The sequence below is a fragment of the Streptomyces sp. NPDC001606 genome (genome assembly GCF_053596835.1).
In genome coordinates, this window is the sequence record NZ_JBSFHC010000011.1 from 135,108 (window position 1) to 157,755 (window position 22,648).

Consider the following 22,648-nt stretch of genomic DNA (forward strand, 5'->3'; position numbering starts at 1 on the left):
TTCTGGTGGTCGGGCGGGGGTCGGTGTCTACGAGTCTACCGGGGTGGCCGCGGGTGGCCCGGACGTCCCTGGGCCGCCCCTCCCGGAGGCCGGAAGCGGGCCGGGTCCAGGGCCGGGTCCGGGAGCTGGGTGGTCCAGGGAGTGGACGCCCCCGGACGGGCGCGTACTGCCGTGGCATACTGGCCGCATGCTCCAGCACCAGACCTTCGTCTTTACCTATGGCACCCGGCCCGCCGGCTGCCATGGTCGTGCTGCTTGAGCTGAACGAACGCCAAGCGACTTCCCAGGCGCCCCGGGCCGACAAGGCCCGGGGCGCCTGTCGTTCTCAGGGTTCTGTCGTTCCGGGACGCTCATCCCACCCGAGGAGCCCCGACATGACCACCACCACACCGGAAGCGACCATCAGCGACGCCCGGGAGCGCATCGACGCGCTCGACGACCGGATCATCGGTCTGATCCAGGAGCGGATGGCCGTCTCCGCCGTCGTGCAGCAGACCCGGATCGCCGCCGGCGGGCGGCGCGTGCACCTGTCCCGGGAGATGGAGATCCTCGGCCGCTACCGGGACGCCCTGGGCAAGCCCGGCACGGCCCTCGCCATGACGCTGCTGGAGCTGTGCCGGGGTCGCATCTGAGTTCGGTCCCGCTCTCACCCGTACGGCGCGTGACCGGCCCGCGCACCGCCTCGTTGAGGGGGGTGTCCGTGCCAGCCAGGGGCGGGCCCGAACAGAACCACGCGTGGCTCACTGGAGCGATGAGGCGTACGGGTCGTGCCGTACGCCGTGGGACCTCGCTCCAGGAAGTGACCGGACGGCAGGGGACAGCAGCCCGGTCACCCAAAGAACGACCGGCTCCGGGGACGCCCGGGGCCGGTCGGCGGGACAACTGAACAGGTGCGCGGGATGTCCGAGCCGGCCCGGCCGGTGAGTGATCCAGGTCATATAAAGATCCTGTCAGGGCGGCACAACCATCTCACCGGGCCCCAGGTCTCCTCTGCGAAACCAACGGCCACGCCCGCGCCCCACACGCGGAGGCCTCCCGACACGTGCTGCGGTCTGTGCGGCACGTCCGCCCATCAGAGGTCTTCATGAAGCTTCGCCGCGCCCTGGTCACCGCGGCCGCGACGGCAGCCGTCGCACCGATCGCCCTGCTGTCCGCTCCGACGGCGTTCGCCGAGACCGGCGAGTCCCCCACCACCACGGTGAGCAGCCCGGCCGCCGACGACAGCTCCCCCAGCGGCGACACCAGCCCCACGGCCGGGGACGACAGCTCCCCCAGCGGGGAGAGCAGCCCGACGGACGGGACCGGCGGCTCGCCCTCCGGCTCCCCCTCCCCGACCGCTTCGCAGTCCGACACCGCCTCGCCCACCGCCTCCGCCACCGCGACCGGCAGCGCGAGCGCCTCGGCGTCGGCTTCGGCGTCCGCCTCGGCCTCGGCGTCCGCGAGCGCCAGGCCCACCGCCGAGCCCAGCGACTGCCCGGTGGACGGCGACCTGTCCGACCCCGACTCCCAGCTGACCCTCTCCCTCTCCGGCCTGCCCGGAAAGATCGTCGCGGGCAGCGGCTGGCACTACTTCTCGATGACGGCCGCCAACCACAGCGACCAGTCGCTCGGCACCGTGCAGTGGCTCGCGGTCGTGGACAACGACACGGAGAGCGCCGACGAGAAGGACTGGCTGAGCACCTACGCCAAGCTGGAGTACTTCAACCCGCAGACCAAGGCGTGGGAGTCCATGGACGACGAGGTCGGCGGCGGCCTCTACTTCGGCGAGACCCCGCTCGGCCCCAAGCAGACGGTCGGCATCAAGCTGCGGGTCGACATCACCGCGCAGGCCCCCGCCGGCGACGGCTTCAGCATGGGCTTCGGCGGTTACCTCGACACGGAGAAGAACTGCGTCCACAACGCGTTCGCCTCCTACGAGTTCACCGTGCTCAAGCCGGGCAGCAGCAACCCGGACCCGGGCAAGGCCAAGCCCGGCAAGGGCACCGAGCCGGCCGGCGGCAAGGAGCCGCAGGGCGGTGCCACCGAGATCGCGCCCACCGGCACCCTCGCGCACACCGGCGCCAACTCCATGCTGCCGACCATCGGGCTCGTCGGCGGTGTCGCCGTCGTGGTCGGCGCCGGGGCGATCTACACGGTCCGGCGCCGCAAGGGGAACGCCGCCGCGTAACCGCGTCACACCCGCCGGGCGGGGCGGCATCCGTCGCCCCGCCCGCGGACACGCCGAGGGGGCCTGCGCCAGGAGGGGGGTGCAGGCCCTTTCGGCGTACTCGGGGCCGGGCCGGACGTAGCCCCCCGGGCCGGGCTACTGCTTCGGCGGGACCGTCGGCATCCCCAGGAACGGCAGGCGCAGGGCGCCGAAGGCCTCCGCCGGGACGGCCGGGGTCCGCGGCTCCACCGGCTTCAGCCGCTCGTACGCCGCGCCCGGCGCCGGACGCGGGTCCTCCTCCCCCTTGTTCGGCCAGAAGGACATCGCCCGCTCGGCCTGCGCGGTGATCGTCAGCGACGGGTTCACGCCCAGGTTCGCAGAGACGGCCGCGCCGTCCACGACCGAGATTCCGGGGTGGCCGTAGAGCCGGTGGTAGGGGTCGATGACGCCCGTCTCCGGCGAGTCGCCGATGGGGCAGCCGCCGAGGAAGTGCGCGGTGAGCGGGGTGCCCATCAGCTCGCCGACATTGCTGCCGGCGAAGCCGTTGATCTCGGCGGCCAGCGCGCTCGCGGCCTCCGTGGCGGCCCTGATCTGCTTGGGGTTGGGGGCGCCATGGCCCTGGCGGGCGGTGAGCAGGCCCTTGCCGACGCCGCCGGGCTTGAGATACGTGGTCAGCGAGTTGTCCAGCGACTGCATGACCAGGCCGATGATCGTCCGCTCGGACCAGCGCCGGTTGGAGAGGGAGCGGGCGACCAGCACGGGGTGGCGGGCCGCGTTCGCCAGCCAGGCCAGGGCCCGGGAGGAGCCCTCGGCGTACGGGACCTGGAGGATCGACAGGCTGCCCATCGCGTTCGAGCCCTTGCCGTAGCGGACCGGCTCGATGTGGGTGTTCTCGTCGGGGTGGATCGAGGAGGTGATGGCGACGCCGCGGGTGAAGTCGGCCCGGGGCTCGCCGGTCGCCTTCCGGTAGCGGCGGTTGTCGGTCTGCGCGCCGACCAGGGCCTCGGAGTTGGTCCGGGTCAGCCGGCCGAGCAGACCGGAGAGGTACGGCAGCTGGCCGCCCGCCTTCATCCGGTGCAGCAGGGTCTGGGTGCCGTAGGTGCCGGCCGCGAGGACGACCCGGCGCGCGGTGAAGATCCGGCCCTCGTCCTTCTTCTTCCGGTCCGTCGGCAGGGTCGCCACCGCGTAGCCGCCCCGGGAGTCGTCCGTGACGGAGACGACCGTGGTCATGGGGTGGACGACGGCGCCAGCCCGTTCGGCGAGGTGGAGGTAGTTCTCGTTGAGGGTGTTCTTCGCGCCGTGCCGGCAGCCGGTCATGCACTCGCCGCACTCGGTGCAGGCCTTGCGGGCGGGTCCGGCGCCGCCGAAGTACGGGTCGTCCACCTGCTCGCCCGGGGCGGCCTTCGCCGTGCCGTCGGCGTCCTTGCCGTCGCCGAAGAAGACGCCGACCGGGGCGATGTGAAAGGTGTCGCCGACGCCCATCCGCTGCGCCGCGGCCTTCAAGTGGACGTCGGACGGGGTCATGGTCGGGTTCAGCCGGACGCCGAGCATGCGCTGGGCCTGGTCGTAGTACGGCTTCAGCTCCTCCTGCCAGTCGGTGATGTCCCGCCACTGGGGGTCGTCGAAGAAGGCCTTGGGCGGGACGTAGAGGGTGTTGGCGTAGTTGAGGGAGCCGCCGCCGACGCCCGCGCCGGCCAGCACCATCACGTTGCCCAGCAGGTGGATGCGCTGGATGCCGTAGCAGCCGAGCCTGGGCGCCCAGAGGTAGTTCTTCAGGTCCCAGGAGTTCCTGGGCAGGCTCTCGCGGGTGAAGCGGCGGCCCGCTTCCAGCACGCCCACCCTGTATCCCTTTTCGGTGAGGCGCAGCGCGGACACCGAGCCGCCGAATCCGGATCCGACGACGATGACGTCGTAGTCGTAGGCGTCCTGGGGCACGGGGGTCTCCTCGTCGAGTGGGCGGGTCACCGGAACCGGAACGCCTTCATCAGGCGGAGACTCGTGCTCATGAACCGGGCGTACTTCTCGTCCGTCATCCCCAGTGCGGGCGCCATCGGCAGCAGGCGCTGCTGGGCGACGGTCTGGGCCTCGGTGTACTTGAGGATGCCCTCGGAGCCGTGGCGGCGGCCGAGGCCGGAGTCCTTCATGCCGCCCATCGGGGACTGGACGCTGCCGTAGGCGGGCGCGTAGCCCTCGTTGATGTTGACCGTGCCGGTACGGAGGCGGGCGGCGACCTCGGCGCCACGGCGGGCGTTCTTCGTCCAGACGGAGGAGTTCAGGCCGTACGGCGTGGCGTTGGCGCGGTCGATCGCCTCGTCGTCGGTGGCGAAACGGTAGACCGACACGACCGGGCCGAAGGTCTCCTCCTCGCACACCGCCATGGAGTCGGCCACGCCGTCGAGGATGGTGGGTTCGAAGAAGTACGGGCCGATGTCCGGGCGGGCCACGCCGCCCGCGATCGCCTTGGCGCCCTTGGCCAGGGCCTCCTGTACGTGCCGTTCCACGGTCTTCAGCTGGCGCTCGCCCACCAGCGAGCCCATGTCGGCGCCGTAGGCGAGGGAGTTGCCGAGCCGCATCGCCCTGGTGCGGGCGGCGAAGCGCTCCAGGAAGGCGTCGGCGACCGACTCGTGGACGTAGAGCCGCTCGATGGAGATGCAGAGCTGGCCGGCGGAGGAGAAGCAGGCCCGTACGGCGCCCGCGGCGGCCTTCTCGATGTCGGCGTCGTCCAGCACCAGCATGGCGTTCTTGCCGCCGAGTTCGAGGGACACGCCGACCAGGCGGGCGGCGGCGCTCTGGGCGACCTCGCGGCCGGTGCGGGTGGAGCCGGTGAAGGAGACGTAGTCGGCGTGCCGGACCACCTCGGGGCCGACGACCGGGCCCTCGCCGAGGACGACCTGGAAGACGCCCTCGGGCAGACCGGCCTCGATCAGCAGGTCGCGGGCCCAGAGCGCGGTCAGGCAGGTCTCCGTGTCCGGCTTCATCACCACGGCGTTGCCGGCCACGAAGGCGGGCAGGGCGTCGCCGACGGACAGCTCCAGGGGGTAGTTCCAGGGGACGATCTGGCCGACGACACCGCGCGGGTGACGGAGTTCGGTGACCTTCGTCAGGGTCGGCATGGCGCCCGCGTGCCGCTTGGGCCGCAGATAGGCGGGGGCCTTCCGGCCGTAGTGGCGGGAGGCGATGGCGACGGCCTGGATCTCCTCGTGCGCGTGCAGCCGGGCCTTGCCGGTCTCCAGCTGGATCAGGTCCAGGACCTCGGCCTGCCGCTCCAGGAGCAGATCGTGGAAGCGGAGCAGGACGGCGGCCCGCTGCCGTACCGGGGTCCGCTCCCAGACGGCCTGCGCGGTCCGGGCCGCCGCGAAGGCCTCGCGGACGTCCTCGGGGGTGGACTCGGGCAGGTCGGCCAGCTTCTCGCCGGTGAAGGGGGTGTGGTTGGCGGTACGGCCGGAGCCGACGACCCCCTTGGTGAGCCGGGCCACCAGTTCCGGCGTGACCACGTCGACGGCGGTGCGGGCGCCTTCGGGGGCGGGCGCGAGGGGGTTGGTACCGGCGATGTCCTGGGACTGCGTGTCCGTCATGACGCGCAGGGTATGCCGCGGCGGAGCCTTTGTGTACCCGTCGGTAACGGGGATTCACCGAGCGCTCACACACCGCCAGCGATCACTGGCAGAGAATGCGCTGATCAGGGCGGCGACGGGCGGGGAGCGCCGGACGATCATTCGGCTCCGGGTTTCTTCGCCAGCAGCAGGCCGAGGGCGGCGAGGGGGGTACGGCGGCGGGGGTCGGGGGTGGCGGGGGCGGGGCCGGGGGTCGAGGCAGGGGTCGAGCTGGGGGCTGGGGTGGGGTGCGGGTCGGGGTCCGGTACGGCGGTCAGACCGAGGTGGTCGCGCAGTGCCGCGTCCACCTCCGCCGCGCCGGGCCGGGCCTCGGGCTCCTCGGCCTGGAGCCGGTCCAGCAGCGGTGCCAGCGGGCCGGGGTCCGCCGGTCCGAGGACGGTACGCAGCAGCGCGCCCAGTGACCACAGGTCGGAGGCGGGTCCGGCGCCGGGTCCCGCGGCGCGCTCCGGGGCGACGAACCCGGCGGCGGTGTCACCGGTGGAGCTGCCGCCCGTGCCGAATCCGGTGAGGACGACACGCCCGGTGGCGGTCTCCAGGAGGACGTTGGACGGTTTGACGTTCCGGTGCACGATGCCGACGGTGTGCGCGGCGCGCAGGGCACCGAGCACGGCGAGTCCCATCCGGGCGGCCTCGGGGGGCGGGAGCGGGCCGCGCCGCAGGACCTCCCGGAGGGACTCGCCCGCGACCAGCTCCATGACGGTCCAGGGCACCCCGGCCTCGGTGACGACGTCGTACACCGTGACGGCGGAGGGGTGCCGCACCAGGGTGGCGGCCCGGGCCTCGTGGTACAGCCGGCGGGCGAGGCGCCGGCTCGCCTCGTCCGTCGCCGGATCTCCGGGCAGCCGCGGCTGTCTGACGGCGACGTCCCGGTGCTCCTGTTCGTCCCGGGCCCGCCACACGGTGCCGGACGGACCGGCCCCGAGCCGCCCGGCCAACCGGTAGCGGCCGCCGATCAGACGTGCGTCGGGCGGGTGTTCGCCGTCTTCGGTCATGTCCCATGAGTACCGTGCCCACCACGCCCTTGTCGAAGCGGACGGGGCGGCGGTCAGGCCGTCTCCCGCCGGTGGAAGGTGAAGCCGCCGAGCTCACTCCGGACCTCCACGGCGCCCGTGCCGCCGAAGTGCGCCGGCACTACCAACGCCCTTTCCTGCGCCGCGCGTTCCAGGACCTGCCGCCGGGTCGCCGCCGCCTGCCGCGGGTCGAGGCAGAAGCAGCTGTTGCACTCGGGGTGCAGGATCTGGACCGGGCTGTGCAGCAGGTCGCCGACGAACACCGCGTGCTCGCCCCGGGATGCGACGCGCAGCACCGAGGAGCCCGGGGTGTGTCCGGGGGCCGGCTCCAGCACCAGGTGTCCGTCGATCCGGTACGTGTCCTCCCACAACTCCGCCTGTCCGGCCCGGTGCACGGGGGCGACGCTGTCCTCGTAGACGAGCCGGTCGTCGGGCCGTACGCCGCCCGCGTAGCCGCCCGCCGGGCCGAAGTACCGGTCGTCGGCGGCCGGCAGCAGGTACCGCGCCCGGGGGAACGCCGGGACCCACTCCCCTTCGGCGTCCACTGTGTTCCAGCCGACGTGGTCGGCGTGCAGGTGGGTGTTGACCACGATGTCGACGTCACCCGGCCGGATCCCGGCCCGCTCCAGCCGGTCCAGGAAGTCGCCCTGCCGGTGGTGGAAGAGCGGGTTGCCGGGCCGTTCACGGCCGTTGCCCACCCCGGTGTCGACCAGCACGGTGGGTCCGTCGCCGCGCACCACCCAGGTCTGGAGCGCCACCACGGCCCGGTCCGAGCCGGGTTCCCGGTGGTCGGGGACGAGCTGGTCCGCGTGCGCCTGCCACACCTCCGGGCCGACGTCGGGGACCAGGTTGGCGGCGGGCACGTACGGGCCCCGCCACTCCACGATCCGCAGCACCTCGACGTCCCCGATCAGGAAACGCTGTACGTCGTCGTCTTCTTCAGCCATGTCCTCGACCCTAGGCGCCGGGAGTGAGCGCCCCCATGCTCTTGTGGCTCACACGGATACGCTGGCGTCTCATGGACGTGCTGAGCGATGCGATCTCCGCGGTACGGGTGGGCAGCCCCTCCTCCGACCGGCTCCGCGTCGGGGGCGACTGGTCCGTGCGGCTGGCGCCGTACGAGGGCGCGGGCTTCCATGTCGTGCTGAGCGGAGCCTGTCAGCTGCTGCCGGACGGGGACGGCACGCCGGTGCGCCTCGGCCCGGGGGACGTGGTGCTGCTGCCGCACGGGGCCGGTCATGTGCTCGCCGACGCGGCGGCGGGCCCGGACGCGGCACGCCGGGCGGTGCCCTTCGAGACCGTCTCGGCACGCCGGGCGGCGCCCTTCCCGGCCGTGTCGGGAGATCTGCCGCGGCCGGCCCCCGAGGTCGAGCTGTTGTGCGGCAAGTACCGGCTCGACCGCAGCCGCACCCATCCCCTGCTGGCCGAGCTGCCGCAGGTGGTCCATCTGCCGCACCGGACCGGCGAGCAGCCCGAACTCCGCGCGGCCGTCGACCTGCTGGCGCGGGAGCTGGAGGACCGGCGGCCCGGCAGCTGTCTGGCCCTGCCGAGCCTGCTGGACCTGCTGCTGATCTACATGATCCGCGCCTGGACCGCCCGGGCGGACACGGGCGCCTGGCCCGCGGTGCTGGCCGACCCGGTGACGACGGCCGCGCTGCGCGCCCTGCACACCGACCCGGCGGCGCCCTGGACGGCCGGCCGGCTGGCCGCCGCGGCCGGGGTGTCGCGCGCCACCCTTGCCCGCCGCTTCACCGCCCTGGTGGGCCGGCCGCCGATGGCCTACCTCACCTGGTGGCGGCTGACGCTGGCGGCGCGGCGGCTCCGCGAGACGGACGCGCCGCTCGCGGCGGTCGCGCGCGAGACCGGGTACGGCAGCCCGTACGCCCTCTCGCACGCCTTCAGCCGGGAGTTCGGCATCACTCCGGGCCGGTACCGGGCGCGTCAGTCTCCCGTGGCCGTGAAGGTGTCGACCGCCACGTCGAAGTACTCCTGCGCCTCCCGCACCCTGCCGACCGGCGCCGACACCCACACGTCGTACAGCCGCCCGGCCTCCTCCCAGCACAGGTCGTAGGTGTGCCGCGGGCCCTGTGCCGCGCTGAAGCCGTCCCAGGTGAACTCCCAGAGCGCGGCGGGGTGTCCGTGGTGGGTGGTCGCGGTGACCCGGCCGTCGCGGTAACCGGGGTTCGTCGCGGGCCCGTTGGCGGCCGACGCCTCCATCATGGCCTGCGGCCCGCCCGGTTGCGGGTCGCCGGCCCGGACACCGAGGCGGTACGTCTCCCCGGGCGAGAGATAGAAGACCCGCTCGCCCTGCGGACTGCGGACGAAGTCCTCCGGCACGGCGAGGGAGAAGCCCGCCGGGTCGTGGGCCGTGCGGTACCCGGAGGGCGCCGGGTGGACGGCCGCGTGCGACGCGGTGGCCCCGGGCCCGGTGGACCCCGGCCGGCGCGTTCCGGTGGCCGTCGGGGAGGACGGCCCGCTGCCACTGGTTCCGGGGCTGGTCGCCGGTGCCGTCGCCGTACCGCCCGGGGTTCCGCCGCCCCCGCCGCCGCGGCCGTGCAGCAGCAGCGCGGCAGCCGACACGCCGGCACCGGCCAGGGCGGCGACGAGCAGGGCCGCGATCAGCACGCCGCGCGTGGAGGACCGGGCGGGCGGCGGTTCCGCCGGCGGGTGCGGGGAGGACCCGTGGTGCGGCAGGTCCCGCTCGGTCGGCGGGTGGTGCGCGGCGGCCTTCACCGCCCGGACCGCGTCGCCGAACCGGTGGCCGTGCCCGGCCGGCGGCGATCCGGACACGCCCGGTGCCTGCGGGGTGCGGCCCGTCTCCAGATAGGCCCGCAGCATCTCCTCGGCCTCCGCCGCGCGCAGCCGCCGGTCCGGGTCGCGCTCCAGCAGGCCCCGTACGACGGGCAGCAGCGGCTCGGCCTGCGCGGGTGGCCGGATGTCATCGGTGACGACAGCGTGCAGGATGCCGCCGAGCGAGTCGCGCCGGAAGGGCGACTCGCCGCTGAGCGCCGTACACAGCAGCGCACCCAGCGACCACAGGTCGGACTCCGGACCGCTGCGCAGCCCCGCCATCCGCTCCGGCGCGGTGTACTCGGGCGAGCCGACGAAGGCCCCGGTCTCGGTGAGCGTGGTCGCGCCGGAGACCTGCGCGATACCGAAGTCGGTGAGCACCACCCGGCCGGTGCCGGACTCGATCAGGACGTTCGCCGGCTTGATGTCCCGGTGCAGCACCCCGGCCTCGTGCGCGGTGCGCACCGCGCTGAGCAGCGCGATCCCGATCCGCGCGGCCTCGGCGGCGTCCACCGGGCCCTGCCGGGCGATCCGGTCCGCGAGCGAGCCGCCGTCGATCAGCTCCATCACCAGATACGGCCGTCCGCCCTGCTCGACGACGTCGTGCACGACGACGATGTGCGGATGGCTCAACTGGGCCACCGCACGGGCCTCGCGGAGGATGCGGTCGCGGCGGCGGTGCGCCTCGTCGTCCGCGCGCGCCTCCTCCGCCGCGCGCGGGTCGCCCGCGGAGCGCGCGTCGCTCTCCGGGCGCGCGTCGCTCTCCGGGCGTGCGTCCTGGGCCGGCGCGTCGTCCCCGAGGAGTTCCTTGACCGCGACCCGCCGTCCCAGCACCTGATCGCTCGCCCGCCACACGACACCCATGCCGCCGCGCCCGATCCGTGCCTCCAGTCGGTAACGGCCCGCGATCACCCGGCAGTCGGCGCCCTCGGTCCCCATGCGCCCCATCATGCCGCACGGGGCGCATGCGCTCCGGGGCACCGATCGGCCAACCGGGCGGCCCAGCCTGCGGTTTTCAGCCGTCTCGGTCCGCTGCCCCGGCCCCGGTCAGCCCGTCTGCGGCTCCTGCCAGCCCTGCAACACCCAGGTGAACTGCTTGCTCGCCGTCGCCCAGTCGGCGGCGGGCGACGACATATAGAGCGCGTACTCGGTGCCTGTGCGCGAGAAGTACGTCTCCTCGACGGCGTGCCGCGGCCCGGGGACGTACGGCGGGTCCTTCTTCAGCGCGGTCCAGGTGTACTCCCACCGCGAGCCCTTGCGGTCGCGGTAGATGTTCGCCTTCATCTTCACGCGGCGGTAGTCGACCAGCCGCTGAAGCTGCTGCTCCAGGTCCACCTGGTGCTGGTAGGCGTCGGCGAAGTCGGGCGAGCTGTCGATGGCGATACGAACGAAGTGCTTGCCGTTGTCGGGCGTGTAGTCGATCTGCTTGAGCGCGCCCGAGATCTCGTAGACCTTCCGCTTCCAGCCCTTGGGCAGGGAGAGGCTGAAGCCCAGCGGGTCGTGGTGGACCACCCAGTTGTCCGGGATCGTGCCCGAGGCCGTCGTGGTGTTCGTGGTCGCGGGGGCCGGGTCGGTGGGACCGTTCGCCTCGGTGTCCTGCTGCATCGCGTTCCACTGCTGGACACCGACGGCGGCGCCTCCGCCGAGGACGGCCGCGAGGGCGACGACCAGCGCGAGCGTCCGCAGCCGGCGGCGCGGGCGGCCCGCCCGTCCGGAAACGCCGCCCGCCGGGCCGGCGGGTACGGAGGGCGGTGCGGGCGCCACGGCGGTCGGGCCGGTGACGGGCGGGTGACCGGAGGCCTGAGTGGGCGGATACCCGGACGCGGTGGCGCCGGGGCCGTAGCCCGGGCCCGGTGCGCCCGGGGTGGGCCGGTACCCGGCACCGGTCATCGTGCCCGTGCTCTGCGTCGGCACGAACGCCTGGGCCGCGCTGGGCCGTCGGCCCTCCGCCGCCTCGGCGAGCATCTGCTCGGTCTCCTCGGCGGTCGGCCGCTGAGCGGGCTCCTTGCGCAGCAGCGCGGCTATCACCGGCGCCAGCGGGCCGGCGTGCCGCGGCTCGGCGGCGTCCTCCTCGACCACCGCCTGCATGGTGCTCAGCGGCGAGGTGCGGCGGAACGGCGACCGTCCCTCGACCGCCGTGTACAGCGTCGCGCCGAGCGCCCACAAGTCGGAGGACGCGCCCGGGTCATGGCCGCGCACCCGCTCCGGCGCGAGGTAGTCCACCGAGCCGACGACCTCCCCGGTGCGGGTGATGGTCGTGTCGCCGTCGATCTGGGCGATGCCGAAGTCGGTGAGCAGCACCCGGCCGTCCCGGCCGAGGAGCACGTTGCCGGGCTTGACGTCCCGGTGCAGCACCCCGGCGGAGTGCGCGGCGCGCAGCGCCCGCAGCACCCACAGCCCGATGCGGGCGGCCTCCCTCGGCTCCAGCCGCCCCCGCTCCTTGACCGCGTCGGCCAGCGAGTGGCCCTCGACCAGCTCCATCACGATCCACGGGCGCCCGTCGTGGTCGAGGACGTCGTGCACGGTGACGACGGCGGAGTGGTTGATCCGGGCGGCGGCCCGCGCCTCGGCCCGGGTGCGGGCGAGCAGGACGGCCTGGTCGCTGTCGGAGACGTAGAGCGCGGCGGTCAGCTCCTTGATCGCGACCGTCCGGTGCAACACCTCGTCGTGGGCGCGCCACACCCGGCCCATGCCGCCGCTGCCGATGGAATCGGCGAGCCGGTAGCGGCCCGCTATGAGCAGGCCCTGCATCTGATTCACGTTGCCCCGCAATGCTCTTGACAGGGTCAGACTAAGGACCGGCCCCCGGTCAGGGAACCGGCGGGGTGCCAAGGTGACAGCACTGTGACGGTTGGCGCTACGCGCGTGTACGGGGCGCTCAACCCGTGTAGCGGTACGTCGCCGTGGCCTGCTCGTACAACCGGGTCACCGCGTCGCGCTGCGCGTCCGGACCGCGCACCTGGATGATGTGGTAGCGGCCGTCGAGCAGGATCGCCATGTTGCGCACGAACAGGTCGCGGCCCTGGCCGTCGGTCCAGGTGAACTGCCCCTCGGCCATGGTCCGTCCACCCACCTCGATGGTTCTCAGCCCGGTCGCCGTGGCCCAGCTGGAGTCGCGGTACGGCTGGAGTTCACGCTCCTTGTCCCGCTGATAGGCCATCGGATCGCCGCCGTAGGCCGCCGCGCCGTCCCGCCCGGGTACGACGATCAGCTCCAAGTCGCCGTGCGCGTAGACCACCTGGCCGCTGCCGTTCTTCGGGGTGCGGTCCCAGCCCTCGGCGACGGCGACCTGGAAGCCCTCCGGGTCCTTGCGCAGGGTGAAGCCGGAGGCGACGGAGGGGTCCCCGCCGGTCTGGGTCTGGGTGCCGGTGGCGGGCGCGCTGCTGTCCGGCGTGCTCTGCCCGGCGGTCGGCTGCCCCGGGGACGGCTGTCCGGCGGAGTGCTGCCCGGCGCGCGAGGGTGCGGGGCCGGTCCGGCCGACCGCCCCGGTCCGGTCCGTCCCGCCCTGCTTGGGCATGAACAGCATCGCGTACGCGATCGCGCCGGCCAGCAGCAGGAGGATCAGCAGGAGCAGGATGCGGCCGAGGCTGCGGGGTGAACGCTCCGGCTCCCGGCCGCGCTTGTGCCGGCCGTGCGGGTGGGTCGCGGGCAGTCCGGCGCGCCGGCGCCGCACCAGTTCGCCGCGGCGTCGGACGATCGGCAGCCGCCTCGGGTCGGCGGACGGTACGGGCACCACATGCCTGCCCGCGTCCGGCTCCGGTGCGGAACGCACCAGGGAGCGCAGCCAGCCGCTCAGCTCCTCGACCTCCGGCCGCTCGGTCGGGTCCTGCCGCAGCAGCGACTCCACGACCGGCCGCAGCGGTCCGCACTCCTCGGCGAACGCGGGCGGCTCCGCGCACACCAGCTGCACCAGCTCGGCCGTGGACTCCTCCGGGTAGGGGGCGTGCCCCTGCACGGCCCGGAACAGCAGCGCGCCCAGCGCCCACAGATCGGTGGCGGGCCCGACCGGCGCGGCGAGCTGCCAGTTCTCGTGCACGGGCCCGGCCTGTTCCGGCGCCCAGCGCTCGGTCACCGGCCCGACGACGGTCATCCGCAGCTGCCGCGCCCGCTCCGCGGCCAGCGCGGTCCCGGGCCCGCGCCGCCCACCGCCCCCGCGCTCGTCCCACCGGGCCTGCGCGGGCAGCACGGAACCGTCCCCCGCCCCGGGATACGGCGAGTCGGCCTTCTCGGGCGGGCCAGGGGCGCGCCCGGAGCCGGGGCGCGGGACGGCGGCACGGGCGCCCGCCGCGCCGTAGGGGTCGGCCGTGGGTCCCGTCCGGGAGCCGTACGGCGACTGCGCCGCGCCGTTGGCTGTCCGGCCGGGCGGTGGCGTGGGCCCCGTCCCGGAGCCGTACGGCGACTGCGCCGCGCCGTCCGCCCGGTCGGCACCGGTGCCACTGTCGGCGGGTGTACGGGCGCCGGGCAGGGCAGCGCGCCCGCTCTGCCGGTCGTCCTGCACCCGGGCGGCGGCACGGGTACCCGCCCGGTAGGCGGCGATCGCCCCGGCCCGGGCCGCCCGGATGTCGGCGCCGCTCTCCAGTGCCCGCGGCCCGGCCGGCCTGGACCCGCCGTTCGTCCCCGGCGCCGGCAGTCCTCCGGCCGCCCTCGCCTGGATCGCGGCCCGCCGCGCGGCCTCGGGATCAAGATGGGCATCGGCACCGGCATCGATGTCGGCGGACAGCCCACCGGCCGTCTCCGACACCCCGACCGACGCCGCTTCCTCGTCGTCCTGGGCCGGCACCGGGTCGTACCCGCACAGGGCCTCCTCCGCCGCGCCGGTCGCGAGGCCGGTCAGCAGCACCCGGCCGTCGTCGCAGACCAGCACCGTGCGGGCGGTGACATTGCGGTGCACCCAGCCGTGGGCGTGCAGCACCCTCAGCGCCATGAGCACATCGGAGGCGACCTCGGCGGCCCGGTACGGCGTCAGCGGCTTCTCGGCGAGCAGCGCGGACAGCGGGCGCGCGGCCACCCACTCGCTGACGATCCACAGCGAACCGCCCTCGGCGAACACGTCGAAGACCTGGTCCAGCCGCGGATGGTCGGGTATGCGGGCCGCCGCCTGGGCGGCCTCGACGGCGCGCCGCACGGCGGGGTCGGCGGGCCGCCGGGTGGCGGCTCTGGCCTCCTGTGCCCGGCGGGTCCCCCGCTCACGCGCCGTGAACCCCTCGGGCAGCCCCTCCGCGTCGAGCACCTCGGCCTCGACGACCTCGGGCAACGGCACCTGCCGGATCAGGACTTCCTGTCCGCTGTAGGTGTCGAAGGCGCGGGTCTCGGTGAGTTCGTACTCGTCGGCCGGCGGCAGCGGCAGGCGGTAGCGGTCGGCGAGCACCCGCCCCGCGTAGTCCTCCACTGTGCCTCCCCCGGCCGCCCGGTTGCTCACATCCGTTCGCCTCGCGACCCGTTTCGCACAGACATCCGGCTGCGTACGGTCCGCAACCATTCACGATACGTGCCGGAGGCAACCCTCATGGAGAGGATGCCGGATTATCCCGGCCCGAACCGGTACGCCCTGCTCTGCATTACGCCCTGCCCTGCATTAGGACTTGGGCTCGAAGGACTTCCGCAGTGTCTTCCAGGTGTCCTTGCGCAGCTCGCTGTCCCAGTTCGCGGCTTTCGCGGTGTACATCAGGGCATAGCCGAGATGGCCGTTCACCACGAAACCCCGGTCGATGGTGCGGTACTTGGTGCCGTCGTCGACGTAGGTGAACTCCCAGTCGGCCGTGTTCCAGCCGCGGTAGCCGACCTTCTCGATCCGGATCCGCTGGTACTGGGGACGGATCATGGCGTGTTCCTGGTTCTTCCAGTCCGCCACCGGGTCACCCTTGGGCGTGCCGGTCCAGGCCACGAGCAGCTTCTGTCCGTCGGGGCCGGTGTAGCGGTCGCCGGCGCCGTCGCTGGACTTGTACGCCCACCCCTTGGGCAGTCCGATCGAGTAGCCCTGGCCGCCCTTGCGCGTGCTGACGGCCGGTGCGCTGCCGGCGTCCTTCGCCGCGGCGGAGGCGGAGGCGTCGGCGGACGCGCTCGCACCGGAGGCCGCCCTGCCGCCCGGCGCCGCACCGGTGCCGGTGGGGGCCGAACTCGCGCCGTCCGTCCGGGCTCCGGTGTCCGCGTTCGCGTCCTTGCCCTTCTGCTGGCGGGTGGTGGCCCCGGCCGTCGTACGGGACGTGGCCGAGGCGCCCTTGTCGCCGCTGTCGTCACCGCTCAGTGCGAAGGCCAGTACGGTGCCCAGCACCACGAGCGCGACCACCACCGCGATGACCACCAGCGTGCGCCGGGGCACCACATCGGTCAGCGGGGCCCGCGGCACCGGGCGCGGCGGCAGGTCCAGGTCCGGTGGCGGCACCACGGGCCAGCCCGTGCCGGGCTTGTTGCCCGAGCCGGAGTTCGGCACGGTGGCGGAACCGGCGGCCGGACCCGCCGGTCTTGCTATGCCGTCCGCAGCCGTCCTGGCCGGGGGCACGGACGGCCGCGTTCCGCGGGATCCGGCCCCGCCCACGCCCGGCGCACCACCGGCGCCCGGCACGGCCGTGCCGCTGCCACCACCGCTGCTACCGCTGCCGCTTCTGGCCCGCGTCGCGCCCCCGGCGGTGGCCGCGCCGGCCGCCTTGCGCACCGACCGCAGCGCCCCGCGGAACTTGTCCGCGGCGTCCTCGCCCCGCTTGCCCTCGCCCCCGCCGGGCGGCACCGGCAGTGGCACCACCCGGGTGGCGTCCATCGGCTCCGGCTCGGGCGCGTGGATCACGGCGTTGAGCATGGCCCGGGCCCCGGCGTCGTCGAGCCGCTTGGCCGGGTCCTTGGTGAGCAGGCCGTAGATGACGTCCCTGAGCGGGCCCGCGTGCTTGGGCTCGTCCAGGGGCTCGGTCATCACCGCGGTGAGCGTGGCGATCGCCGAGCCCTTGTCGTACGGCGGGACGCCCTCGACCGCCGCGTAGAGCAGGCCGCCGAGCGACCACAGGTCGGCCGCCGGGCCGGGCTTGTGGCCGCGGGCGCGCTCCGGGGCGATGTAGGAGGGGGCGCCGACGAGCATGCCGGTGGAGGTGATGGACGGGTCGCCCTCGACCTGGGCGATGCCGAAGTCGGTGAGCACGACCCGGCCGTCCTCGGCGATGAGCACGTTGGAGGGCTTCACGTCCCGGTGCAGGATGCCCTGGCGGTGCGCGGAGCGGAGCACGTCCAGGATGGCGAGCCCCACCTCGGCGGCGCGCCTCGGCTCCAGCAGGCCGTCCTCGCGGATGACCTCGGCGAGGGACTTGCCCTCCACCAGTTCCATGACGATCCAGGGCCGGTCGTCCTCGTCGACCACGTCGAAGACCGTGACCGCGCTGTTGTTGCGGATCCGGGCGATCGCCTTGGCCTCACGCAGGGTGCGCGTGATCAGGCGCCGCTTCTCGTCCTCGTCGATGTTCGACGGGAACCGCAGCTCCTTGACCGCGACCGTACGGCCCAGGGTCTCGTCCTCGGCGCGCCAGACCGTGCCCATGCCGCCGCGGCCCAGCACGTCTCCCAGCCGGTACCGCCCGGCGAGGAGACGCCGTTCGCTCTTGTCCTGACGAGTCTCCTGACGAGATGTACCCGCCCGCTCCGCCTCCGACATGCGTCCCCTCATACAACCCGCCCTGACAGAGCCTCCATTGTCTCTCACTCGACAAGTGGCCGACGCCCAGGGGCCCCGGCACCGGCCCACGCCTCCGTACGCCGGAAGCCCTGATGAAGGACGAATTCCGCTTACCGGAACGACAGTCCGCGCGAAAGTGCGTGCGAAAGGGAGGAACCGCCACCGAAGCCACCCCTGGCGCCGTGCCGCTGACTTCGTTTCAGGCGGTTCTCACAGCGGCACGATGTCCGGTGCGCCCAGCCGGGCCGCGTCCGCCGTCTGGTCGTCCGGCTGGAGCTGGGACTCCCGCTCCGCCTCCACCCGCTTCTCGTAGTGCTCGACCTCGCGCTCGATCTGGTCCTTGCCCCAGCCGAGCACCGGCGCCATCAGCTCGGCCGCCTCGCGGGCGCTGCGGGTGCCCCGGTCGAAGGTCTCGATGGAGATGCGGGTGCGCCGGGTGAGGACGTCGTCCAGGTGTCGGGCGCCCTCGTGCGAGGCCGCGTAGACCACTTCGGCGCGCAGATAGTCGTCCGCGCACCGGAGCGGTTCGCCGAGCGAGGGGTCGGCGGCGACGAGGTCGAGGACCTCCTCGGCCATCGAGCCGTACCGGTTCAGCAGGTGCTCGACGCGGACCACGTGCAGTCCGGTGCGGGCGGCGATCCGGGCGCGGGCGTTCCACAGCGCCTGGTAGCCCTCCGCGCCGAGCAGCGGGGTCTCCTCGGTCACGCAGTCGGCGACGCGCCGGTCCAGTCCGTGCACGGCCTCGTCGACGGCGTCCTTGGCCATCACCCGGTAGGTGGTGTACTTGCCGCCCGCCACGACCACCAGCCCCGGTGCCGGGTGGGCGACCGTGTGCTCGCGGGACAGCTTGCTGGTGGCGTCGGACTCGCCGGCCAGCAGCGGGCGCAGACCCGCGTACACGCCCTGCACGTCGTCGCGGCTGAGCGGCACCGAGAGCACCGAGTTGACGTGCTCCAGCAGATAGTCGATGTCGGCGCTGGACGCGGCCGGGTGGGCCTTGTCGAGGTCCCAGTCGGTGTCGGTGGTGCCGACGATCCAGTGCCGGCCCCAGGGGATGACGAACAGGACGGACTTCTCGGTGCGCAGGATCAGTCCGGTGGTGGAGTGGATGCGGTCCTTGGGCACGACCAGGTGGATGCCCTTGGAGGCGCGGACGTGGAACCGGCCCCGCTCCCCCACCATGGCCTGCGTGTCGTCGGTCCACACGCCGGTGGCGTTGACGATCTGCTGGGCGCGGATCTCGTACTCGCCGCCGCCCTCCACGTCCCGCACCCGGGCGCCGACGACCCGCTCGCCCTCGCGCAGGAACGCCGTCACGCGCGCGCGGTTGGCCGCCTGGGCGCCGTAGGACACGGCCGTGCGGACCAGGGTGGCGACGAAGCGGGCGTCGTCCATCTGGGCGTCGTAGTACTGGAGGGCGCCGACCAGGGCGTCCTTCTTCAGGCAGGGGGCCACGCGCAGGGCGTGACGGCGGGTCAGGTGGCGGTGCAGGGGCAGGCCCCGGCCGTGCGCGCGGGCCATGGACATCGCGTCGTAGAGGGCGACGCCCGAGCCGGCGTACCACCGCTCCCAGCCCCGGTGCTGGAGCGGGTAGAGGAAGGGCACCGGTTTGACCAGGTGCGGGGCGAGCCGCTCCAGGAGCAGGCCGCGCTCCTTCAGCGCCTCGCGGACCAGCGCGAAGTCGAGCATCTCCAGATAGCGCAGGCCGCCGTGGATGAGTTTGCTGGACCGGCTGGAGGTGCCGGACGCCCAGTCGCGGGCCTCGACCAGGCCGGTGGACAGGCCGCGGGTGACGGCGTCCAGCGCGGTGCCGGCGCCGACCACGCCGCCGCCCACGACCAGTACGTCCAGCTCGCGCTCCGCCATCGCCGCCAGTGCCCCGGCGCGCTGCGCCGGACCCAGAGTCGCTGTCCTCACCGCTGCCTCCCGCTGTCGCTGACCCGCTCGCGTCGGCCGCACCCGGGTGGGCGAAGCCCGGTTCATCCCCTCCTCATGCCCAAATTCTGACCGGCTTGCCCGGCTTCAGCCACCAGGGGCCGGGGCGCTGTGGACAACTCGTGCAGCCCCCTGGAAAGACACACGAACACAATCCCACATAACGGTCATATTTACTCCTAGTGTGACAGTGCGCTCGCTCATCTTGTCCACAGCGGTTGCGCACCTGTCCCGCTTCGGCTACTGGGAAGGACGGCTCACGCCATGCCCGCAGACCTCGCCGTCATCGGACTCGGTCCCTACGGCTTGCCGCTCGCCCAGGCCGCCGTCGCCGCAGGCATCCCCACCATCGGCTATGCCACCGGTCCGGAGGCGGGCTCGCTCAGTCCGGCCGAGCTGCGCCGGATGCACGCCTCCGGCTTCCGGCCCGCCACCGACCCGGCCCAGCTCGGCCGGGTGCGTACGGCGGTGATCTGCGCGCCGACCCCGCGCGGCGCCGACGGCGGCCTCGACCTCGGCCAGGTGGAGGCCGCCGCCCGCGCCCTCGCCGAACGGCTCCGCCCGCACACCACGGTCATCCTGGAGTCGCCGGTGCCGCCCGGCACCACCGAGGAGTTCCTGCGGCCGCTGCTGGAGCAGGGTTCGGGGCTGCGCGCCGGCCGCGACTTCCACCTCGCCTACTCGCCCAGCCGGGTCGACCCCGGCAACCGCGAGCACACCCCCGCCAACACCCCGAAGGTCATCGGCGGCCTCACACCCGCGTGCACCGAGTCGGCCGCCGCCTTCTACGGCCGGCTCACCGACAAGGTGGTACGCGCGCGCGGCCTGCGCGAGGCGGAGACCGTGCAGCTGCTGGAGACCAACTTCCGGCACGTCAACATCGCCCTCGTCAACGAGATGGCCGTCCTCTGCCACGAGCTGGGCGTGGACCTGTGGGACGTCATCCGGTGCGCGGAGACCAGGCCGTTCGGCTTCCAGGCGTTCCGGCCCGGCCCCGGCGTCGGCGGCCACGGCGTCCCGCAGGACCTCACCGGGCAGACCCCCCGCGCGCTGCGCATGGTGGAGTTGGCCCAGCAGGTCAACCACCGGATGCCGCGGTACGTCGTCCAGCGCGCCGCCGCGCTCCTGAACGAGCACGGCAAGTCCGCCCGTGGCGCGCGTGTGCTGCTGCTCGGCGTGACCTACAAGGCCGACCTCGCCGACCAACAGGGCACGCCGGCCCACGAGATCGCCGTACGGCTGATGGAACTCGGCGCGTCCGTCAGCTATCACGACCCGTACGTGCCCGCGTGGAGCGTCCTGGACCGCCCGGTGCCGCGCGCGGACTCCCTCTACGAGGCCGCCGCGGACGCCGATCTGACGATCCTGCTCCAGCAGCACCGCACATACGACCTCCAGGGTCTGTCGGTGAAGGCCCAGTTGCTGCTGGACACCCGCGGGGCCACGCCCACCGGGGCGGCGCACCGGCTCTGAGTGCGGGTCACGAACGGAGAACAGCCGTCACGAACGGAAAACGGCCGGGGGCTTTGTCGCCCCCGGCTGTTAGTCTCCCCCGGACTCGCCGCGCACGCGTGTGTGTGCGAGCAAACGTTCTCCGTCTGTCCTTCAGCAGCCATGCTCCACCATCGGGGGGTTCCTGTCATGAGCCAGTCAGTTCCACCGCCGCACCAGCCCGGTCCCGCGGACGGCAACCCGTACGCGCAGCAGCCGCCGGCCGGCCAGCCGTACCCGCCGCAGCCGGGCGGCTTCGCCGGCCCGCCGGCGCCGCCCGCGCCGGGCCGTAACAACCTCGTCGGCGGCCTGCTCGCCGCCGTCGCGGCCGCCGTGATCGCCGCCGCGGTCTACGGCATCGTCATCGGCCTCACCAAGCACGAGATCGGCTGGGCGGCCGTCGGCGTCGGCTTCGTCATCGGTCTCGCGGCCGGCAAGGTCGGCGGCCGCAACCCCGCCCTGGCGGTGGTGAGCGCTCTGCTCGCGCTCGGCTCGGTCTACATGGGCCAGCTGGTCGGCGAGGCCGTGATCGGCGCCAACGCGCTCGACGTGAGCTTCACCGAGGTGTTCTTCCAGCACTTCGACGTCGTCCAGGAGGCATGGAAGCAGGACGCGGACCCGCTGACCTTCGTGTTCTTCGCGATCGCCGCGGCCGCCGCGTTCTCCGGCACCAAGAAGGCCGCCCAGTAACCCAGCGCCCCTACGGGAGCACCCCCCCACGCGAAAGGGCCCGGCCACCGCATCGGTGGCCGGGCCCTCGCGTCATCGCACAGCGGTCAGCGGCGGTGCTGGCTGTCCGCCACCGTCACCTCGACCCGCTGGAACTCCTTCAGCTCGCTGTAGCCGGTGGTGGCCATCGCGCGGCGCAGGGCACCGAAGAGGTTCATCGAGCCGTCCGGGGTGTGCGACGGGCCGGTGAGCACCTCCTCGATGGTGCCGACCGTGCCGAGGTCGACCTTCTTGCCGCGCGGCAGCTCCTCGTTGACCGCCTCCATGCCCCAGTGGTGGCCCTTGCCGGGCGCGTCCGTGGCGCGGGCCAGCGGGGAGCCCATCATCACCGCGTCGGCGCCGCAGGCGATCGCCTTCGGCAGGTCACCGGACCAGCCGACACCGCCGTCCGCGATCACGTGCACATAGCGGCCACCGGACTCGTCCATGTAGTCACGGCGGGCCGCCGCCACATCGGCCACCGCGGTGGCCATCGGGACCTGGATGCCCAGCACGTTCCGCGTGGTGTGCGCGGCGCCGCCGCCGAAGCCGACCAGCACGCCGGCCGCACCGGTACGCATCAGGTGCAGGGCCGCGGTGTAGGTGGCGCAGCCGCCGACGATCACCGGGACGTCCAGCTCGTAGATGAACTGCTTCAGGTTCAGCGGCTCGGCCGCGGACGACACGTGCTCCGCCGAGACCGTCGTACCGCGGATGACGAAGATGTCCACGCCCGCGTCCACGACCGCCTTGGAGAACTGGGCGGTGCGCTGCGGGGAGAGCGCGGCCGCCGTGACCACGCCGGAGTCGCGCACCTCCTTGATGCGGGCGCCGATCAGCTCTTCCTTGATGGGCGCCGCGTAGATCTCCTGGAGCCTGCGGGTGGCCCGCTCGGCCGGCAGCTCGGCGATCTCGTCGAGCAGCGGCTGCGGGTCCTCGTACCGCGTCCACAGGCCCTCGAGGTTGAGCACCCCCAGACCGCCCAGCTCGCCGATGCGGATCGCGGTGGCCGGCGATACGACGGAGTCCATGGGGGCGGCCAGGAAGGGCAGCTCGAAGCGGTAGGCATCGATCTGCCAGGCGATCGAGACCTCCTTCGGGTCCCGCGTACGGCGGCTGGGGACGACGGCGATGTCGTCGAAGGCGTACGCCCGGCGGCCGCGCTTGCCGCGCCCGATCTCGATCTCAGTCACGTCTGTGGCCTTTCCCTGATGCGTTTCAGCGCCTTCCAGTATCGCCGACGGCTACGACACCGGCCCTCCGCGGGGACCACAAGGGCGGCCCCGGATGCTCCGGAGCC

Annotated in this window: 14 protein-coding genes and 1 pseudogene; 5 read left to right on the forward strand and 10 right to left on the reverse strand. The window is 73.7% G+C overall.

The window, feature by feature from the left end; all coding sequences use genetic code 11:
* Positions 1 to 374 precede the first annotated feature (374 nt).
* The gene (locus ACWCV9_RS21135) at positions 375 to 632 is read left to right on the forward strand and encodes a chorismate mutase (RefSeq protein WP_385843415.1); all 258 of its coding nucleotides are present in this window, start codon (positions 375 to 377) and stop codon (positions 630 to 632) included.
* A gap of 452 nt (positions 633 to 1,084) precedes the next feature.
* A complete protein-coding gene (locus ACWCV9_RS21140) occupies positions 1,085 to 2,167 on the forward strand; it encodes an LPXTG cell wall anchor domain-containing protein (RefSeq protein WP_450788614.1) in 1,083 nt (360 codons plus the stop codon).
* A gap of 135 nt (positions 2,168 to 2,302) precedes the next feature.
* Here ACWCV9_RS21140 and ACWCV9_RS21145 read toward each other — a convergent pair whose 3' ends face one another.
* From ACWCV9_RS21145 to ACWCV9_RS21160, 4 genes are all read right to left on the reverse strand, one after another.
* Positions 2,303 to 4,081, reverse strand: coding sequence for a GMC family oxidoreductase N-terminal domain-containing protein (locus ACWCV9_RS21145; RefSeq protein ID WP_450788764.1), 1,779 nt, complete (start codon positions 4,079 to 4,081; stop codon positions 2,303 to 2,305).
* Positions 4,082 to 4,107: 26 nt separating this feature from the next.
* Complete coding sequence (locus ACWCV9_RS21150) at positions 4,108 to 5,721, reverse strand: succinic semialdehyde dehydrogenase (RefSeq protein ID WP_450788615.1); 1,614 nt, start codon at positions 5,719 to 5,721, stop codon at positions 4,108 to 4,110.
* Positions 5,722 to 5,858: 137 nt separating this feature from the next.
* Entirely contained in the window at positions 5,859 to 6,752 is an 894-nt protein-coding gene (locus ACWCV9_RS21155) for a protein kinase domain-containing protein (protein ID WP_450788616.1), read from the reverse strand.
* A 53-nt stretch (positions 6,753 to 6,805) separates the two neighbouring features.
* Positions 6,806 to 7,717, reverse strand: a complete 912-nt coding sequence (locus ACWCV9_RS21160) for an MBL fold metallo-hydrolase (RefSeq protein WP_450788618.1) — start codon at positions 7,715 to 7,717, stop codon at positions 6,806 to 6,808.
* A 71-nt stretch (positions 7,718 to 7,788) separates the two neighbouring features.
* Between ACWCV9_RS21160 and ACWCV9_RS21165 the strand changes: the two are divergent.
* Positions 7,789 to 8,706: pseudogene (locus ACWCV9_RS21165) on the forward strand (AraC family transcriptional regulator); the annotation flags it as partial.
* 5 nt (positions 8,707 to 8,711) lie between these two features.
* Here ACWCV9_RS21165 and ACWCV9_RS21170 read toward each other — a convergent pair.
* From ACWCV9_RS21170 to ACWCV9_RS21190, 5 genes are all read right to left on the reverse strand, one after another.
* A complete protein-coding gene (locus ACWCV9_RS21170; protein ID WP_450788619.1) occupies positions 8,712 to 10,499 on the reverse strand; it encodes a serine/threonine-protein kinase in 1,788 nt (595 codons plus the stop codon).
* Positions 10,500 to 10,607: 108 nt separating this feature from the next.
* Positions 10,608 to 12,311 carry a protein kinase domain-containing protein gene (locus tag ACWCV9_RS21175; RefSeq protein ID WP_450788621.1) on the reverse strand — a complete coding sequence of 568 codons (1,704 nt, stop codon included), beginning with the start codon at positions 12,309 to 12,311 and terminating at the stop codon, positions 10,608 to 10,610.
* Between the two features lie 127 nt (positions 12,312 to 12,438).
* Positions 12,439 to 14,949, reverse strand: a complete 2,511-nt coding sequence (locus tag ACWCV9_RS21180) for a protein kinase (protein WP_450788623.1) — start codon at positions 14,947 to 14,949, stop codon at positions 12,439 to 12,441.
* 186 nt (positions 14,950 to 15,135) lie between these two features.
* On the reverse strand, positions 15,136 to 17,193 hold the full coding sequence (locus ACWCV9_RS21185; protein WP_450788624.1) for a serine/threonine-protein kinase: 2,058 nt from the start codon (positions 17,191 to 17,193) through the stop codon (positions 15,136 to 15,138).
* A gap of 231 nt (positions 17,194 to 17,424) precedes the next feature.
* Complete coding sequence (locus tag ACWCV9_RS21190) at positions 17,425 to 19,131, reverse strand: glycerol-3-phosphate dehydrogenase/oxidase (protein ID WP_450788625.1); 1,707 nt, start codon at positions 19,129 to 19,131, stop codon at positions 17,425 to 17,427.
* A 282-nt stretch (positions 19,132 to 19,413) separates the two neighbouring features.
* On the opposite strand from ACWCV9_RS21190, the gene ACWCV9_RS21195 reads away from it, so the two are divergent.
* A complete protein-coding gene (locus tag ACWCV9_RS21195) occupies positions 19,414 to 20,622 on the forward strand; it encodes a nucleotide sugar dehydrogenase (RefSeq protein WP_385843401.1) in 1,209 nt (402 codons plus the stop codon).
* A gap of 168 nt (positions 20,623 to 20,790) precedes the next feature.
* The gene (locus ACWCV9_RS21200) at positions 20,791 to 21,330 is read left to right on the forward strand and encodes a hypothetical protein (protein ID WP_450788627.1); all 540 of its coding nucleotides are present in this window, start codon (positions 20,791 to 20,793) and stop codon (positions 21,328 to 21,330) included.
* Positions 21,331 to 21,416: 86 nt separating this feature from the next.
* On the opposite strand, the gene ACWCV9_RS21205 is transcribed toward ACWCV9_RS21200, so the two are convergent.
* Positions 21,417 to 22,541: a GuaB3 family IMP dehydrogenase-related protein gene (locus ACWCV9_RS21205; RefSeq protein WP_450788628.1), complete on the reverse strand. Its 1,125-nt coding sequence runs from the start codon at positions 22,539 to 22,541 to the stop codon at positions 21,417 to 21,419.
* Positions 22,542 to 22,648: the final 107 nt, after the last annotated feature.

Coding starts and splice junctions, on each gene's coding strand:
- ACWCV9_RS21135 (WP_385843415.1), top strand. CDS start 375: ATGACCACCACCACACCGGAAGCGACCATCAGCGACGCCCGGGAGCGC.
- ACWCV9_RS21140 (WP_450788614.1), top strand. CDS start 1,085: ATGAAGCTTCGCCGCGCCCTGGTCACCGCGGCCGCGACGGCAGCCGTC.
- ACWCV9_RS21150 (WP_450788615.1), bottom strand. CDS start 5,721: ATGACGGACACGCAGTCCCAGGACATCGCCGGTACCAACCCCCTCGCG.
- ACWCV9_RS21155 (WP_450788616.1), bottom strand. CDS start 6,752: ATGACCGAAGACGGCGAACACCCGCCCGACGCACGTCTGATCGGCGGC.
- ACWCV9_RS21160 (WP_450788618.1), bottom strand. CDS start 7,717: ATGGCTGAAGAAGACGACGACGTACAGCGTTTCCTGATCGGGGACGTC.
- ACWCV9_RS21170 (WP_450788619.1), bottom strand. CDS start 10,499: ATGGGGACCGAGGGCGCCGACTGCCGGGTGATCGCGGGCCGTTACCGA.
- ACWCV9_RS21175 (WP_450788621.1), bottom strand. CDS start 12,311: ATGCAGGGCCTGCTCATAGCGGGCCGCTACCGGCTCGCCGATTCCATC.
- ACWCV9_RS21185 (WP_450788624.1), bottom strand. CDS start 17,193: ATGTCGGAGGCGGAGCGGGCGGGTACATCTCGTCAGGAGACTCGTCAG.
- ACWCV9_RS21195 (WP_385843401.1), top strand. CDS start 19,414: ATGCCCGCAGACCTCGCCGTCATCGGACTCGGTCCCTACGGCTTGCCG.
- ACWCV9_RS21200 (WP_450788627.1), top strand. CDS start 20,791: ATGAGCCAGTCAGTTCCACCGCCGCACCAGCCCGGTCCCGCGGACGGC.